This is a genomic window from Bifidobacterium sp. ESL0784 (genome assembly GCF_029433295.1).
In the GTDB taxonomy this organism is placed as follows: Bacteria; Actinomycetota; Actinomycetes; order Actinomycetales; family Bifidobacteriaceae; genus Bifidobacterium.
Genome location: NZ_JAQTHV010000002.1, coordinates 328,428 through 343,984 on the forward strand (window position 1 = coordinate 328,428; position 15,557 = coordinate 343,984).

Annotated in this window: 11 protein-coding genes and 1 tRNA gene; 5 read left to right on the top strand and 7 right to left on the bottom strand. The window is 55.9% G+C overall.

What is annotated here, in order from left to right; translation table 11 throughout:
• Window positions 1–15 precede the first annotated feature (15 nt).
• From manD to uxaC, 3 genes are all read right to left on the bottom strand, one after another.
• Window positions 16–1,263, bottom strand: a complete 1,248-nt coding sequence (gene manD, locus PT279_RS03880) for a D-mannonate dehydratase ManD (RefSeq protein WP_277165639.1) — start codon at window positions 1,261–1,263, stop codon at window positions 16–18.
• A 93-nt stretch (window positions 1,264–1,356) separates the two neighbouring features.
• Complete coding sequence (locus PT279_RS03885; protein ID WP_277165640.1) at window positions 1,357–2,781, bottom strand: mannitol dehydrogenase family protein; 1,425 nt, start codon at window positions 2,779–2,781, stop codon at window positions 1,357–1,359.
• Between the two features lie 32 nt (window positions 2,782–2,813).
• A complete protein-coding gene (gene uxaC, locus PT279_RS03890) occupies window positions 2,814–4,250 on the bottom strand; it encodes a glucuronate isomerase (protein WP_277165642.1) in 1,437 nt (478 codons plus the stop codon).
• A gap of 155 nt (window positions 4,251–4,405) precedes the next feature.
• On the opposite strand from uxaC, the gene PT279_RS03895 reads away from it, so the two are divergent.
• On the top strand, window positions 4,406–5,533 hold the full coding sequence (locus PT279_RS03895; protein ID WP_277165644.1) for a LacI family DNA-binding transcriptional regulator: 1,128 nt from the start codon (window positions 4,406–4,408) through the stop codon (window positions 5,531–5,533).
• Between the two features lie 162 nt (window positions 5,534–5,695).
• Here PT279_RS03895 and fbaA read toward each other — a convergent pair whose 3' ends face one another.
• Entirely contained in the window at window positions 5,696–6,898 is a 1,203-nt protein-coding gene (fbaA, locus tag PT279_RS03900) for a class II fructose-bisphosphate aldolase (protein ID WP_277165646.1), read from the bottom strand.
• Window positions 6,899–7,389: 491 nt separating this feature from the next.
• Window positions 7,390–7,460 (bottom strand) — tRNA-Gly (locus PT279_RS03905).
• A gap of 341 nt (window positions 7,461–7,801) precedes the next feature.
• Here PT279_RS03905 and PT279_RS03910 point away from each other — a divergent pair.
• Entirely contained in the window at window positions 7,802–8,179 is a 378-nt protein-coding gene (locus tag PT279_RS03910; RefSeq protein ID WP_277165945.1) for a DUF3021 family protein, read from the top strand.
• Between the two features lie 163 nt (window positions 8,180–8,342).
• Here PT279_RS03910 and htpX read toward each other — a convergent pair whose 3' ends face one another.
• Window positions 8,343–9,311 (bottom strand): zinc metalloprotease HtpX, encoded by a 969-nt coding sequence (gene htpX, locus PT279_RS03915; RefSeq protein ID WP_277165648.1) that lies wholly within the window; start codon window positions 9,309–9,311, stop codon window positions 8,343–8,345.
• Between the two features lie 339 nt (window positions 9,312–9,650).
• Window positions 9,651–11,129 carry an FAD-dependent oxidoreductase gene (locus PT279_RS03920; protein ID WP_277165650.1) on the bottom strand — a complete coding sequence of 493 codons (1,479 nt, stop codon included), beginning with the start codon at window positions 11,127–11,129 and terminating at the stop codon, window positions 9,651–9,653.
• Between the two features lie 724 nt (window positions 11,130–11,853).
• Between PT279_RS03920 and PT279_RS03925 the strand changes: the two genes are divergently transcribed.
• From PT279_RS03925 to PT279_RS03935, 3 genes are all read left to right on the top strand, one after another.
• A complete protein-coding gene (locus PT279_RS03925) occupies window positions 11,854–12,927 on the top strand; it encodes an ABC transporter substrate-binding protein (RefSeq protein ID WP_348519370.1) in 1,074 nt (357 codons plus the stop codon).
• A gap of 170 nt (window positions 12,928–13,097) precedes the next feature.
• Window positions 13,098–13,913, top strand: a complete 816-nt coding sequence (locus PT279_RS03930) for an ABC transporter permease (protein WP_277165654.1) — start codon at window positions 13,098–13,100, stop codon at window positions 13,911–13,913.
• 208 nt (window positions 13,914–14,121) lie between these two features.
• Window positions 14,122–15,519 carry a DUF805 domain-containing protein gene (locus PT279_RS03935; RefSeq protein ID WP_277165656.1) on the top strand — a complete coding sequence of 466 codons (1,398 nt, stop codon included), beginning with the start codon at window positions 14,122–14,124 and terminating at the stop codon, window positions 15,517–15,519.
• Window positions 15,520–15,557: the final 38 nt, after the last annotated feature.

Here is a 15,557-nt window from a genome sequence, read left to right on the forward strand (position 1 = left end):
ACTAAGAAAAATCACTCACCACTCGTGCATGGTACCGTCGAGCAGACGATCGACCGGCAGCGGAGCCGGCTGATATGGGTACTTCGCGGCGAGCTTCTCGTCGAAGTCGACGCCGAGACCCGGCTTGTTGCCCGGGTGCAGGTAGCCGTCCTTGAACGTATAGGAAGTATGGAACACTTCGAGCGTCTCGTCGCTGTGCTTCATGTACTCCTGGATGCCGAAGTTCGGAATTGCAAGATCCAAGTGCAGGTTCGCGGCCATGCCGACCGGCGAGACGTCGGTGGGGCCGTGGAAGCCGGACTTGACACCGAAGAGCTCGGCGAAGGCCATGAGCTTCTTCATGTGGGTAAGTCCTCCGGTGTGGGTGACGGCCGAACGCACGTAGTCGATGAGCTGCTCCTCGATCAGGGTGATGTAATCGGTCCAGGAGTTGATGATCTCGCCGATGGCGATCGGGGTGGTGGTGTGCTCGCGCACCAGACGCAGGAACTGCTGGTTGTCCTCCGCGGGCGTGGTGTCCTCCATCCAGAAGAGGTCGTAAGGCTCGAGCGCCTTGCCGAAGCGAGCGGCCTCGATCGGGCGCAGACGATGGTGGGAATCGTGCAGCAGGATCAGATCCTTGCCGTACTTGTTGCGCACTTCCTCAAAGACTCCGGGAATGGTGTTGAGGTATGTGCGTGCGTCCCAGACTTCCTCGACCGGAACGCTGGTGCGACGGGCGGGCTCGTAGTCGTAACGCATGCCCTTCTCGCCCTTACCGGTCTGTGCGTTGGCCGAAGCCGCGACGCCGTAGGTCGAAGGAATGCCGGGCAGCGCGTACTGGATACGCGTGGCCTTGAAGCCCATGTCACGATACATATCAATCGAATCGAACAGGCTCGGCAAATCGGTGCCGGAGGCGTGCGCATAAGTCAGGATACCCTTGCGCGATGCGCCTCCAAGCAGGTCATAGACCGGAACGCCGAGCTTCTTGCCCTTGATATCCCAGAGTGCCACATCGACGGCAGAAATGGCGGCCATGGTCACCGGTCCGCGCTTCCAATAGGCACCCTTATAGAGGTACTGCCACATATCCTCGATGTTGTCCTCGTTCTTGCCGATCAGCGACGGAGCGATGGTCTTCAGGTACTCCGCGGCGACCAGTTCGCGCCCGTTGAGCGTCGCGTCGCCAAGTCCTACGATGCCGTCCGTCGTCGTAAGTTTGAGAACGACGAAATTACGCCCCGGACTCGTGACGAAAACCTCGGCCTTTTCGATAGCCATATCGATTCCTTTCTGTTGTACAAATCATTACGGCCGTAGCCGCGTACTGCACGTTTGTCTATATATATTGTCTGTTGACTAGTGGGTTAACGCTCAGGCCTGATGAGCCTTGGCCGCTTTGTCCACTTCACTGATCTGACGCACGACCTCGTCAACGAATGACGAAGAGCTGGCGAGTTCCTCGCTGAGATAGGCGACGACCTTCTTGACGGCCCCTGCATCGATGTTCCCGCTGGCGTCACGGCAGGCTTTGCCAAGAGACACGACCTCATCCTTGTTGACATCGCCGAGTTTGTCGCTGAAACGGTCGAGGAAGAGCACCCAAGCCGCGATGGCACGGGCGGCAGGAACCGCGGGATTCCCGTCCTTCAACGCCCGCAAAGCGGCAGGGACAATGCGAACGGGAAGTTTTTGCGAACCATCGGTCGCGATCTGCATCAACAGGTGACGGATGCGGGGGTTCGAGAAACGTTCCAGCAGTTTCGCACGGTATTCGTCGGTGGGAACGGGAACATACTGTCCGGCCATATCCCACCATTCATTGATCCAGCCACGCAAGGTCGGATCGGAAACGGCGTCGCAAACGGTTTCGCGGCCGAACAACGGGCCGCAGTAAGCCAGAGTGGAATGGGAACCGTTGAGCATCCACAGTTTGCGCTGCTCGTAAGGAGTCACATCGTCGGTAATGATGGCCCCTACCTCATCCCATGCCGGGCGTCCTGACGGGAACTCCCCGGCGATCACCCATTCGCGGAACGGCTCGGTGCGCACCGGAGCGGCATCATGCCAACCTTTCGTGCGTTCGACCAGATCGATATCGGTCGGCGTGGTGGCAGGAGTGATGCGATCGACCATTGACGTGGCCCAAGCGACGTTGAGACGTGTCCAGTCAAGCAATGACGGATCGACTTCGGCGATGGCCTGCTCGACCACTTTGCGGAACGCGGCACCGTTACCGGCCAGATTGTCGCAAGGTAGCACGGTGATCGGGCCGGCTCCCGCGCTTCTGCGGGCGAGAAAACCCACGACCATACGGACGGGAATCGTTTTGAGCCCGCCCGCTTCCGGATCAGCCTTCAAAGCCTGAAGATCGGAGACAACATTGGCATCGGAAACGTCCAGATCGCCATTCTGAGCACGCATATACCCGGCCTCGGTGACCGTGGAAGTGACGATCGAGATATCAGGATCGGCGAAACGAAGACGCAAAGCCGCTGTGTCCGAGCCCGCATGCATGGAGGAAATCGAGGAAATGACTTCGAATTCGTCACCTTGGGCGCCGGAAGTAATCAGGGTATACACACAGCCCTGCGCTTCAAGCAGGTTGCTCATCCTCAGTCCGAGACCGGTGAATCCGGCGATACCCCATTGCGCCGCATCGGATGCATGCTGGGTGTACCAAGACTGGTGTGCCCGCGTGAAATTGCCGATTCCTAGATGAATGATTCTTTCGGGAGCCGCCGGACGGCCATCCTTTTCACGGCTGATCGCCGGAACCGAAGCGTTTACCTTTGACATCACTGCTCCTTACGCTTCTATTTTCCAAACCCTTATTGTTGCTTCGCAGCATCAATTTTGAACACACGCTTGGGCTGCGTGGCAACCTCGTAGTGCATGACCGAAAGCCCCTCGTCCATGGAAATGCGATGATCGCATACCAGCGAAGCAACGAAACTCGCGGTGATCCTCCTGTTCATGTCGTGGCGGGAGGGAATCGAGCAGATTGCACGCGTGTCGTCAATGAAACCGGAAAGCTTGGTGAATCCGGCGTAGGGAACCGTGGCACGGAAATAGCGCGAAATGGCTTCCGGGGAGTCGATGAACCACCATGGAGCGCCCACAAAGAACGAAGGATAGAAGCCTGCGAGCGGCGCAAGTTCACGGGAATACACCGTTTCGTCGGTGGTGAAGGCGACGAAATGGAAATCGATATTGTTGCCGTACTCGTTCAAGAGCGGGCGCAAAGCCTCGACGAACTCGGCTCGTGCAGGAATGTCACCGCCGATATCCGCGCCATAGTCGGCGTAGGAAGCGTTGTCATAATTACGGGCAATGGAGGGATGGACCGTCATGACCAAGCCGTCTTCCTGGGCCAATCTCGCCTGGTCGTTAAACAGATGGGCGCGAAGGCGGTTGGCATCACGTGAATCGATTCGTCCGGCGTACGCTTCCCGGAACAGACGACCAGCCTCGGCATCCGTGAGCCTTTCGGAATTGATGCTGATATGCGAATGGTCGCTCAGCACCGCGCCATGCTCTTTGAAGTACCGGCGCCGGCGACGCATGGCTTGCGTGAAACCTTCATAGCTGGAGGCATCCACATCGGCGGCCGAGCCGAGGTCACGGACCAACTGCGGCCAATCGGCACGGCCCGGCTCAAGATAAACGTCAGGTCTGAACGCAGGGGCGACAAACGGCTTGAAATCCGGATCGGCATTGACCTCATCGTGAAGCTTCAGATCGCTGACGGGATCGTCGGTGGTGGAAACGAAATCCATATTGAAACGGTTGGCGAGCGCCCTCGTGCTGAATTCCGGGGTCTTGAGCATCTCGTTGAGCTCATCGTAAATCACGCCCGCCGTATCCGGGCCAAAAGCGGTATCGATGCCGAAAACGCGCACCAACGAATCCTCGAACCAATAACGCATCGGCGTTCCGGCAAAAGCAAACCAGTGCTGGCCAAGCAGCAGGAAAGCATCACGGGCCTGCTGCTCGGTGAAATGAGGCTGGTTGACCCCCAGCGCACTCAGCGCGACGCCCTGGGCATGCAGCACACGAGTGACATAATGATCGGGCGTGATGAACAAATCGGTGGGATTGGCAAAATGCTTGTCCTGTGCAAACCATCCAACGGGGATATGCCCGTGAGGGGAAATAATGGGAAGATCCTTGACCGAGGCATACAGTTCGCGTGCGGCATGCAATGTTTTTTCCTCGGCAGGAAATAGCCTGTCTGGGGATAAAGGCGTTCCTGATTTGACAGCCATAAAATCCTCCTAGCAGAAGCGCAACAGACAATCCCTGGTGATTGCCCGAAAGTCCTAAATCGTGCCTCAGTTTACGCGCAGCAGCATTTGGCCGTATGCTGTTGCCATTACTTGCCAACGTATGCTTATACTAAAGAGCAAAGGACGGCAAAAGAGTGCACAATGACGAAATAACGGATGACGGCAAGGCCGAGAATCTTCAAGACCTATCGAAAGATTTTCGAGACAATCCGCAAGAGCCGCCTGCCGTCTTGGAGGATGCCAAGAAACCCGTCACCATCAGAGACGTGGCCCAAGCTGCCGGAGTTGTGCCGTCTACCGTTTCCCGAGCGTTTGCAAGGCCCGGCCGTGTCAGCGCCGCAACCGCCGAAAAAATCTACGAGGTCGCCGACCGGCTCGGTTATCGCTCACATACGATCAATGCGCATACCAACGACGATCATCTCAACGGGATGCTGGGTATCGTGGTGGCCGACCTCAGCAACCCGGTTTTTGCAGAATACACGCGAGCCGCACAACACGAATGTCTCACGAACGGCTTCGGCCTGCTGGTGCTTGACTCGGAGGAAAATACCGTCATCGAACGGACCTCGATTCACATCGCCGGGCAACATATTGACGGAATCATCCTCGCTTCGTCACGCCTTTCCGACACCGGCATCAGAAAACTTGCCCAAACCAAGCCGTTGGTGACCCTTAACCGCTCCATTCGCGGCATCCAGTCGGTGATCGCCGAGGTACAGACAGGACTGACGCAGGCGATCAATCACCTTGTCGCGCTGGGACACCGCAGTTTCACCTATCTGAGCGGTCCGGAATCGTCTTGGCAGGACGGCGTGCGTTGGAGGACGCTTTCCTCCATCTGCCTAAGACGCCACCTGAAACTGCGCCGCATTCCCTCCAATACTCCGACGTTCAGCGGCGGCTTCTGTACCGGAAACCAGTTTCTGAGCAACCCCACCGATGCCGTTATCGCCTACAACGACATCATGGCCATCGGGTTCATCGCGGCTTTGCACAGCAAGGATGTCAATGTTCCCGATGACGTGTCGGTTGTGGGCATCGACGACGTGCAGTTCAGTTCGCTGGTTTCCCCCGCATTGTCAACGGTCCGCCTGCCCCGTAAGGCGTTGGGAGTCAAAGCCGTGACCGAGACGATCGGCCTTATCCGCCATACCAAACCGCTGAACGAGCGAAAGCCCATTATGCTGGAATCGTCTTATATCGTGCGCGCCAGTACGGGCAGGGTCAATCCCTCTGCACTGGCTGACAAGAATTTGTGAACATCGACGGGAGCACCTTGCCCAAACGCCGGCGTTCCAAATTTTTGCCTTCGAACATGCGCTATTTATTTTCCTTGGCGCTTCGCCGTGTTGTGCCGTTTTGCCATATTCCCCGTTAATCAGCTTACCTGACAGGTTATTTAAGCGGTTTATTTAAGAAACTTATTTGAGCGCCTTGCCGGCCGAACCCAGCTCCACGCAGGCCTCGACCACGCGCTTGGCCATCGCGTCCTCGGCCGTGCGACCCCACGAACGCGGGTCATAGTAACGCTTTTCGCCCACCTCGCCGTCGACTTTGAGCACGGAATCATAATGCTCGAACATATGGCCGGCAACCGCGCGGGTGAAGGCGTACTGCGTGTCGGTATCGATGTTCATTTTCACCACGCCGTAATGCACTGCGGCAGTGATGTCACCTTTCGACGAGCCCGATCCGCCGTGGAAGACCAGCATGAATGGCTTGTCGTCGTGCAAATCCGTGTCCGTATACCCAGGAGTGCTGACCGATGGACTTGCAGTCAACGGAGCAACTACACGGGAATCCGAATCATCCGACTTGTCGAATCCCAACGCATCCCGACCTTCGGAAACCTCGGTCACAGAGGAGTTCAGGCCCCTGTTCGTGTCGCTGTATAATTTTCCCGTCTTTGCGGCGGACGCGACCTCCCGCTGGATCTCGCCCAATAGCTCCGGACGCAGCTTCACCACCCCCGGCTTGTACGCACCGTGAACGTTACCGAACGTAAACGCCGCCATGTAAGTGCCGCGCTCCCCCAGGCCGAGCCTACGAGCGACCTCAATGCCATCGGCCGGCGTGGAATAAAGCTTCTCGTCGATATCCGCACGATGGCCGTCTTCCTCGCCGCCGACAGCACCGACCTCGATTTCAAGGACTGTACGGGCTTTGGCACAAAGATCCAGTAGGTCTTCGGCGATGTCGAGATTTTCCTTGAGCGGGACCGTCGAACCGTCCCACATATGCGATTGGAAGGCCGGCTCCCTGCCATGTGCCACCTCAACCGCTTCATGGGCAAGCAGCGGCCGCACCCAGCCATCAAGATATGGCTTGGCACAATGGTCGGTATGTAGCGCGATGGAAATATTCGGATATTTTGCGGCCACCTCATGCGCAAACGCCGCGAACGCCAGCGAACCGGTGACGCGGTCATTGACACGCTGCCCAGAAAAGTAGGAAGCACCGCCTACGGAAACCTGGATGATGCCATCGGACTGTGCCTCCGCGAACCCCTGCAACGCGGCATTGAGCGTCTGTGTGCTGGTCACATTGATCGCCGGATAGGCATAGCCGTTACGCCGCGCGGATTCCAGCATTTCACGATATCGTTCAGGGGTCGCAATAGTCATACCTCCATTATTGCCGCGAGCCTCGCCATCGACTTCGACGGAGGTCATCCCACATGCAAAATCTTCAGAAAACAGAAACCGGAACGAACACAAACCTCTGGACCGGCCAAAACGGCCGAAGCCGCAGACATGGAATTGTCGATCGAAAATATGTGATATACTTGACAAGTCATCGCGGTTATTCTTTGATAGCCCAGTGAATTGGGGGATTAGCTCAATGGTAGAGCCCGCCGCAAGGCGGAGATGCATGGTTCGATTCCTGCCTCCTCCACTTTATTCTTCAATCGGCAATTCGCATTGATTTTTCCTTTGTTTTGCGAACCACATTATTGCCCATCAACCGTTCATCGAATAACGGTAAGTCCTGAAGATAGCTCATCGGAGGGGAATAATCATTTTGGGAATAATTGGTTTTACCTCATTTGAGAGCTTCGAGCAAATGACGGTTTCACATGATTTTTATCTTCAACGAACTATCGGAAATATCAAAGAGCGGATGACGGGAGTCGAACCCGCCTCTGAAGCTTGGGAAGCTTCCATTCTACCGATGAACTACATCCGCAACGGTGCACGCACATTGACGCGCGCATACAAAGAATGAGTCTAGCACAGAGCCGCGAAACCTGTACCGAGACGGGAAAAATCTGCAAACTACGACATGACCATTTGATGTCATCTCAAAGATATCCGAGCAAAAAGGAATCACTCCATGCTCAATTCTGTGCAGTGCAATTGATGTATTGCAATGGTTTTACGACGCTTACATCAATCATTTGATATACGTCAGATATCTCAAATCTTAGGTATATAATCAAAGCATTATACTGGATTGTCCAATAAAGTAACCGAAATCTCGGAAAGAAAGGCGGCACCACGGAACACCAAAGGACGCTTCTCGGCGCAATCGTTTTCTACGCAGTCGACGGGCTCGGTGCCGGCTCATTTTTCTTCCTGTTGGTCAGTGCCGTCGTACCTGGATGGATACCCATCAATCCGCTAAGCATTGCGACACTCTTCATGATGAGCATGCTGATCGGCGAACTGACGTTCCTGCTCAATAACGGAAAACTTGTTGGCTATATCGCCCACTGCGTGCTGACGTTCACATTCACCATCGCTTGGCTCCTGGCTAATGGCTTGGGTTTCAAAGAGATTCCCGGCGGCCTGGTGAGCGTTGTAGCCGCATTCGTCATTATCTATGCGTTGGTTTGGATTATCGTCATCACATTCAAAAGGATGAATATCAACAAAATCAACAAGAAACTCAACGAAAATCGTTGACCCCATGGAATCCGGCTTTGAAACCGATCCATATTCCATAATCTCAGACAGATAAATTTCATTCGTAGTCGATAATCTCTTATTGGGATTATCGACTACGAGCACGTCAATTTGGACGGAAAGACGCCAGCCCATTTTCGCAACGAAGCGCCGAAATCAACACTCAGTACGCGACTTGAGCCGATTCATCGGGACCCAACCGATTGAAATGTGACCCTCTATTCGGGCCGGCGCCAACACCTTGCATCTCACGCGCCATCTGCATCAAGCGATTGATGCGTTCTTGGGTGGGCGGGTGCGTGGAAAAGAGGCGGCTGAAACCCTGCTCGGAGAAGGGGTTGGCAATCATCATCGCGGCAGCGGATTGTGTACCGGCGGTCTGCGGCATCGGGTTGGCCTGCGCGCCGGACGTAATCTTATTCAACGCCGAAGCGAGCGCGGCCGGGTCGCCGGTGAGCTTGCTGCCGTCCTCATCCGCGTCGTATTCGCGGGTACGGGAAATCGCCAGCTGAACCAGCGAAGCGCCGATCGGCGCGAGAATCGAACTCAAGGCGACGCCAATCAGTCCGAAAATTCCGGAATCACGATCATCGTTATCTCGCCCGCCGCCGAAGAACATCAGCATATAGCCGAGATAGGTAATCACCGTCGCCATCGCACTGGCGACCGCCGAAGTGAGGATGTCGTGGTTGTAGACGTGCATCAACTCATGGCCGAGCACGCCGCGCAGCTCGCGCTCGTTCAAAATCTGGAGGATTCCCTGCGTGCAGCAAACAGCTGCGTGACGCTCGTTGCGACCAGTGGCGAAGGCGTTCGGACTCATCGTCGGAGCGATATAGATACGTGGCATTGGCTTGCCTGCGCGCGCGGAAAGTTCGCGGACGATACGGTAAAGCTCAGGCGCCTCAGCTTCGGAGACCTGTCGCGCACCCATCGAAGCAATCGAAATACGGTCTGAGAACCAATAGGAAATAAAGGTGGAGGCAAGGCCGATGAAAATATAGTAGATAAGCGTGTCACGACTGGCTCCGGTAAGCCACCAAATGAGCATGATGATGGCCCACATCACCCCGAAAAGCAGTGTGGTTTTGAGGCCGTTCAAATGGCCATGCACTTTGATCTTGCCGTCCATAAACTAAAGCCTAACGAACCTGCCTGTACTTTTGCTGAACGCAGGCTGTGATTTCGTAAACGCGACGAAAAGCACGAAAAAACGAAGAAAAACGTGCTTTTGGTCGCAGTGAATTATTGGGCGCGACGAAAAGCACGAAAAAGGGTGCTTTCTGTCGTATCAACAGAAAGCACCCAAGACGGAAACCCGACACCACTGTCAAATAATCGAACAGTGCCAGCTAGCGGAATGGCATAGGACTGCGTCAATCGAGGCAATAGGCGAAGCAACGGCAGAGATACACTCAGCGCCAGTATGTTCAGTCCCGCCGCCGATCAATCAAATATCTCAAAGCGCCACTCAGCCCAACGCGAGCGCACGCATCTGGTCGGGGTCAATGACCTTTTTGTGCTCGCGGCCTTCCTTCGCGCCCTCGGCACGCTCGTAGGTGTCGACCTTCTTCCAGCCGGCGAAGTCGATGGGCCTGACGCCGCGGGAGGCCAGCAGACGGTCGATGGACTCGGGGTCACGATCGGCGGCGATGCAGCCTTTGCCGTTCCCGTCGGCATTCTCATCCTTGGTGAGGTCTTCGAGCATGTTGCCGACGATCAGTAGCGCGTCGGACTTGGTGGAACCGATCAGACCGACCGGACCACGCTTGGCCCAACCGGTTGCATAGAGACGCGGGCGAACGGTGCTTTTGCCGGTTTCGGCGGTAAGCGTCGGTTCGGCGAGAATACGGCCTTCTTCATTGGCCAGCACATCGCGCTGCTCGTCGTAGGCCACGCCCGGCACGCTCGCCGGCTTGTAGCCGATGGCGTGGTAGACGGCCTCGACGGGATAATCGGTGAATTCGCCGGTGTGACGCATCACGCCGTCGGCTCCGGTTTCGGTGTGCTCGACGTGCAGGCCGACAACCTTGCCATCCTTGCCCAGCACTTCGGTAGGCGCGGAATTGAAGTGCATGTAATACTTCTTGGTAGCGGGATTGCCCTCGAAATCGACACCGCCATCGTCTTCCATGTCCTCCGCCATGTCACGGATGGCATAGAGTTCCTCGACCATCTGACGGGTCAGCTTGTCTTTGCCGGCTTGCTCGATGGTGTCATCGTCAAGGCCGAAATCGTCCTCGTTGATGATGATCTGCACGCCCGGCAGCTTCTCGAGCTCGCGCAACTCCTGCACGCTGAACTTGGCCTGGGCCACGCCGCGGCGGATGAAGAGGTGCAACTCTTTCGCCTTGTTGGTTTTGATTCCTTCGTAGACATTATCGGGAATATCGGTACGGGCCTTGAGGTCGTCGGCGTTGCGCATCAGTTCGCGTGAAACGTCCATGGCCACGTTACCGCCGCCAATGACGGCGACCTTTTCGGCGTCAAGCGGCCAAGTGCGGGCGCCGGTGGGATAGCCGTCGTACCACTCCACGAACCGCGCGGCACCGTGCACGCCGTCGAGGTCGGCGCCGGCGATGGTCAACGGACGGTCGGCCACCGCGCCGGTGGCAAACAGCACCGCGTCATAGCGCGGCATTAAATCGTCAAGTGTCAGGTCGCGGCCAAATTCCACATCGCAATATAGGTGGATATCAGGATTATCCAGCGTTTTCTCCAGCGCATCGGCGATGAACTTGATGGCAGGATGATCCGGCGCGACGCCGTAACGTACGAGACCGAACGGCACCGGCAGCTTTTCGAAGAGATCGATACGCGCGTTGGTCGGCAGACCAAGGGATTCGCCCTGCTTCTTCAGCTCGCGTAGGAAAATGTCGGATGAATAAACTCCCGCCGGGCCGGCACCGACGACGGCAATGCGGAGTGTGTTGCTATTGTTTTCGCTCATAGTTCTAGATTAACGCAACCGGCCATACCGCGGAAGACAAATGAAAAAGAAAAGTCGATCCGGCACCGAATGCCAATACGCAAAAGCAATACCTCGACATTTCTCGAGCGGTTTCACAGCGAAAATGTAGCAAATATCACAATACGTCATATAAAATTCGAATCGATACGATGGCTCCGCACAGCACTGAACGTGAAAAGCGGCCCGCAAAGCGTTCTCTGTTTCGATAAGCATGCTTTCCCATCACCAAAACCGCAGAATATCAACATTCCTTATTTTGCGTCAATGAATTCCATAGCACGGAAGCAACAATTGCCTATAATTAGCCGTTGAGTGCTACAACACGTTCGTCGATGACTATATCGGTAAGGGCCGAAGCCTATACTTTAAAGCTGTTCGCGTGGTTGGTGGCAGCAGCTGCGCCAAGACGATTTTAACAACGCAGATAGCTTGGAATAGCAACTTTGCGGTGGAAACGGCTGAGATAACACCCAACCGTAACCGCAAAACCGATTGGCATACAACGATTCCCAGCTCAATGCACCGGCTTGATTCGTCGCGCGGACTCCTCACCTTTTCGCATGCGTCGTCTCGGGCCGCAGAACAGACAAGGTGATTCATAATGAGTATCAAAACCGATTTTCTGAAGTTTTTTAGGGGTAGCGGACGATTTAGCCGTTCTCGGAATGACGCGAAAACCAACTTCACTGATTACCGCAAAATAATGCGCAAGGCCACGGCAGTCGTCGGCGTGGCAGCACTTGGTCTTTCGCTTGCTGCCTGCGGCAATGGTTCGGAAAGCAATAACACCACCGGCGCCAACGGCAAGCCGACATTGACCTTTATGCTCGACTGGACGCCGAACACCAACCATGTCGGCCTCTATGTAGCCCAACAACTCGGCTATTTCAAGGATGCCGGCATCAATGTGAAAATCCTGCCGACCGCCCAGGCCGGTGCCGAAACCAGCGTGGAGAACGGGGTGGCAAATATTGGTTTCTCGAAACTGACCGATCTAGCCAACGCCGACGCGCACGGAGCCGACTTGAAGCTCGTTTTCGACCTGACGCAAAAGCCCATCGCCCGCTGGTGCAGCCTGAAAAGCCGCACCGACATCAAGACGCCTAAGGACTTTGCCGGCAAGACCTTCGTCACCTTCGGGTCAGCCGAACAGAGCGCTTCGGTACGCCAGATGATTCGTTTCGCCGGCGGGGACGGTGACTTTAAAACTGCAACGGCCGGTACCAATACCTTCCGGACGCTCACGAGCGGCAAAGGTGATTTCGCAGGATTCTACGCCAACTGGGAAGAGGTCGAATCGCAGCTCAACGGTCCGGCGCTCAACTGCTTCGCGGCCGACAAGTGGGGCGTGCCCGGCAATCCCGATCAGCTCGGTTTTGCGGTGAAGAACTCATGGCTCAAAAACCCGCAGAACGTCGCCAATCTGAAGAAGTTCATCAAGGCTGCTCGCCGTGGATACGATTATGCACTGGCCAATCCCGACAAGGCCGCCGACATTCTGGTTTCGCAGACCAAGACCTCGCACCTCGATCCGAAACTCGCCCGAGCTTCGATGGAAAAGGTTGTGAAAGAAGGCTATTGGAGCGGCAACGGCATGAACGACGAGACAACCAACGGCAAGCCCGATCAGAAGCTCACCGCCACGCTCAACACCGAGGACGGCCAGAAGTATCTCGACTTCCAGTACAACGCCGGCACCTACACCGATTCGCACAAGAAGAAGCTCGCCCGCGCGCCCCAGGCCGCCGAGCTTTCGACCAACAAATATGTGGAATAGTCACCAATGAGCGCGAATGAGAGCGTGCCGAAAATACAGGGATGCAGATGACCGCAAAGTTTCCCCTTAACTTTCGGTGCTCCGCCTAGATTGATTTCCGACTAAAGCTATTGGAAATAATCTTTCTCAGATTTGAATTCATTTTTGTATTTATACCAATGAGGCAATTGATGCACAACAATACGAAAACGCGAAACAGGCGCCGGAACTGGTGGCGCAAGGCGCTGCCACCGGCCATCACCATCGGGGCGGTGCTTCTCGTCTGGCAGGTAGCGGCCAGCGCCCATCTCGTTTCCGAGACCACGCTGGCCTCCCCCGCAGCCATCGTCTCGTCGATAATCGCGACCTGGCCCGACCTCATGGCTGCGACCGCAGTGACCACCGGCGAAGCGCTGGCGGGCTTCGTGATTGCCGTCATCGTCGGTATCGCCATCGGTATCGGCCTCTATGTCTCAAAAACCGCCAACCGCGCCATCTACCCGTTGCTGGTGGCCGCGCAGACCATCCCTATCATCACCATTGCGCCGCTGTTTATGATCTGGTTCGGTTTCAATCCGGTCGGCAAAATCACGCTAGTAGCCATTTTCGGCCTGTTCTCGATTGCTGTCGACACTTCGCGCGGCTTGGCAGCTGTACCGAACTTCTATCAGGACGTGGCGCTGACCTGCGGGGCGACGAAGCCGTGGACATTGTTCCACGTGAAACTTCGTGTCGCCGGCCGCCAGATCTTCTCCGGTATCCGCATCAGCGCCGCCTACGTTTTCGGCACTGCCGTCACCGCTGAATACCTCGGCGCCACCAACGGCCTCGGCGTGTGGCTGCAGGGCGCGTTCAACTCGTTCCAAACGGCGATGATCTTCTCCGCCGCCATCGTCGTAGTGGCCCTGACTGGCATACTGCTCGGCTTGGTCTCGCTTGTCGAACGTCTGCTCCTCGGCACGGCAGATAAGGATGACGCGCTCTCGCTTGATGACAGCGAACTCTGACAATTCGGCCATATACGTTGCGAATCGTTGCAACTATTACAAAATCATTCGAACAATATCTTATCCCAAGTTGGTGGCTTTCGACATCATCCGCTAAACTGAAAGCAAGATGTGAGGTCGTATCTTCACGCTGTATCCGAACGATGTGGGTATTCAACGATTATCGCGATATGCATAGAACAAGGAACAGTTCAAGGAAAGGAAATCGATGGACGACACCAGCCCTCAACCAAACGTGGATTACAACAATCCGGAAGAAAGCCCGTACACAGCCGGAGGCGCTTCCGGAACCCCAGCCAATCCCGTTGACACGTCGTCATCGAGTGCGCCGCAAAACTTTGTTATTCCCGATATTCCACCGCTCCCCGGATCGGCATCGCAACACCAAGCCCCGCAGGCAACGCCCCAGTACGAAGCCCAGCAACCAGCGCCCCAATATGATGCGCCGCAGGCAGCCTCGCAATACAACGCTTCCCAGCAGGCTCCGCAGTATGACAACGCTCAGCAAGCCTCAAACAACGTTCCTCCTCAATATGCCGCAAACCAATCGATGGATTTTCAAAGCGGGGCATCCGCATTCCCGAATGGTGCGCCCAGCCAGCCTTACGGCAACCCGAATGCCGGCAATTTCGGGCCTTCGACAGCCGTCCCGCTGAACATGCCGTATTATGGCTGCCCGCCGATAGAAGCCGTCAAGCGTTTCTTCCTCAAATACATCAAGTTCTCCGGTCGCGCCAGCCGCAGCGAATACTGGTGGGTACAACTGTTCCTCTTGATCTTTTACTTCGTTCTTCTCTTCCTTGACGTGCTTCTGTTCAGAAAAGCTGCCGGTTTCATTGATACCATCGTAGGACTTGCGCTTTTCATCCCAAGCCTTGCCATCACAATCCGACGCCTGCACGATTCCAACAAGTCAGGTTGGTGGTGGCTGCTGCCCTATGGCCTGGATATCGCGGGCGGAATGATCATGGTGCTATCGATGGTCGTAGGCTTCGGTGGAATGGCCATCTCCGGCCCGTCCAAATCGTCCTTCGAGACTGCCGGTGCCGGCATGATCATAGCGATGCTCATAGCTTTCCTTTGCATGCTGGCCGGCTTTATCTTGGAAATCGTGCTGATGGTGCTTGGCCCCAACCCGGAAGGCGCTCGTTTCGATGAGTCTCTGCCTCCGGAGAGCCTCGTCAACGGCCAATACATGCCGCCGATGAATCAGGGAAATCCGCCAGCCAATCAGTACGGCCAGTATGCCCAGCCGATGCAGCAACAGCAGAACCCATTTGGCGAGCAATATCCGCAGACGACAAGTCAACAGGCTTCCGCGAACTCTCCGTATGCGCAACCGGCAAATCCGCAAAACACCGCCGACAATCAATACGGCCAGCCTGCGAGCCAGAAAGGCTCCGGAACGGACCAATATGAGCAGGGCGAAAGCTCGCAAACTTTCTCGTCCATTGAGACGCAGTACCAGCCCCAGCACGAAGCCCACACCGAAGAGACGGACCAAAGCCAAAATCCCTTCGGCCAGCAGGACCCGCAAACGCAACAAGGCCAGCAGCCCAATAATGGATTGGGGCGCAGAAGACGGCTTTGGAAGCAACGTCAATGACCCCGCGAAATAAGCGCTAACCGGTACGACCAAAGGCC

Bases quoted from the DNA above. Each gene is read 5' to 3' on its own strand.
- PT279_RS03885 (WP_277165640.1), bottom strand. From the start codon at position 2,781: ATGTCAAAGGTAAACGCTTCGGTTCCGGCGATCAGCCGTGAAAAGGAT.
- PT279_RS03930 (WP_277165654.1), top strand. From the start codon at position 13,098: ATGCACAACAATACGAAAACGCGAAACAGGCGCCGGAACTGGTGGCGC.
- htpX (WP_277165648.1), bottom strand. From the start codon at position 9,311: ATGGACGGCAAGATCAAAGTGCATGGCCATTTGAACGGCCTCAAAACC.
- PT279_RS03925 (WP_348519370.1), top strand. From the start codon at position 11,854: ATGCGCAAGGCCACGGCAGTCGTCGGCGTGGCAGCACTTGGTCTTTCG.
- manD (WP_277165639.1), bottom strand. From the start codon at position 1,263: ATGGCTATCGAAAAGGCCGAGGTTTTCGTCACGAGTCCGGGGCGTAAT.
- PT279_RS03935 (WP_277165656.1), top strand. From the start codon at position 14,122: ATGGACGACACCAGCCCTCAACCAAACGTGGATTACAACAATCCGGAA.
- fbaA (WP_277165646.1), bottom strand. From the start codon at position 6,898: ATGACTATTGCGACCCCTGAACGATATCGTGAAATGCTGGAATCCGCG.
- uxaC (WP_277165642.1), bottom strand. From the start codon at position 4,250: ATGGCTGTCAAATCAGGAACGCCTTTATCCCCAGACAGGCTATTTCCT.
- PT279_RS03920 (WP_277165650.1), bottom strand. From the start codon at position 11,129: ATGAGCGAAAACAATAGCAACACACTCCGCATTGCCGTCGTCGGTGCC.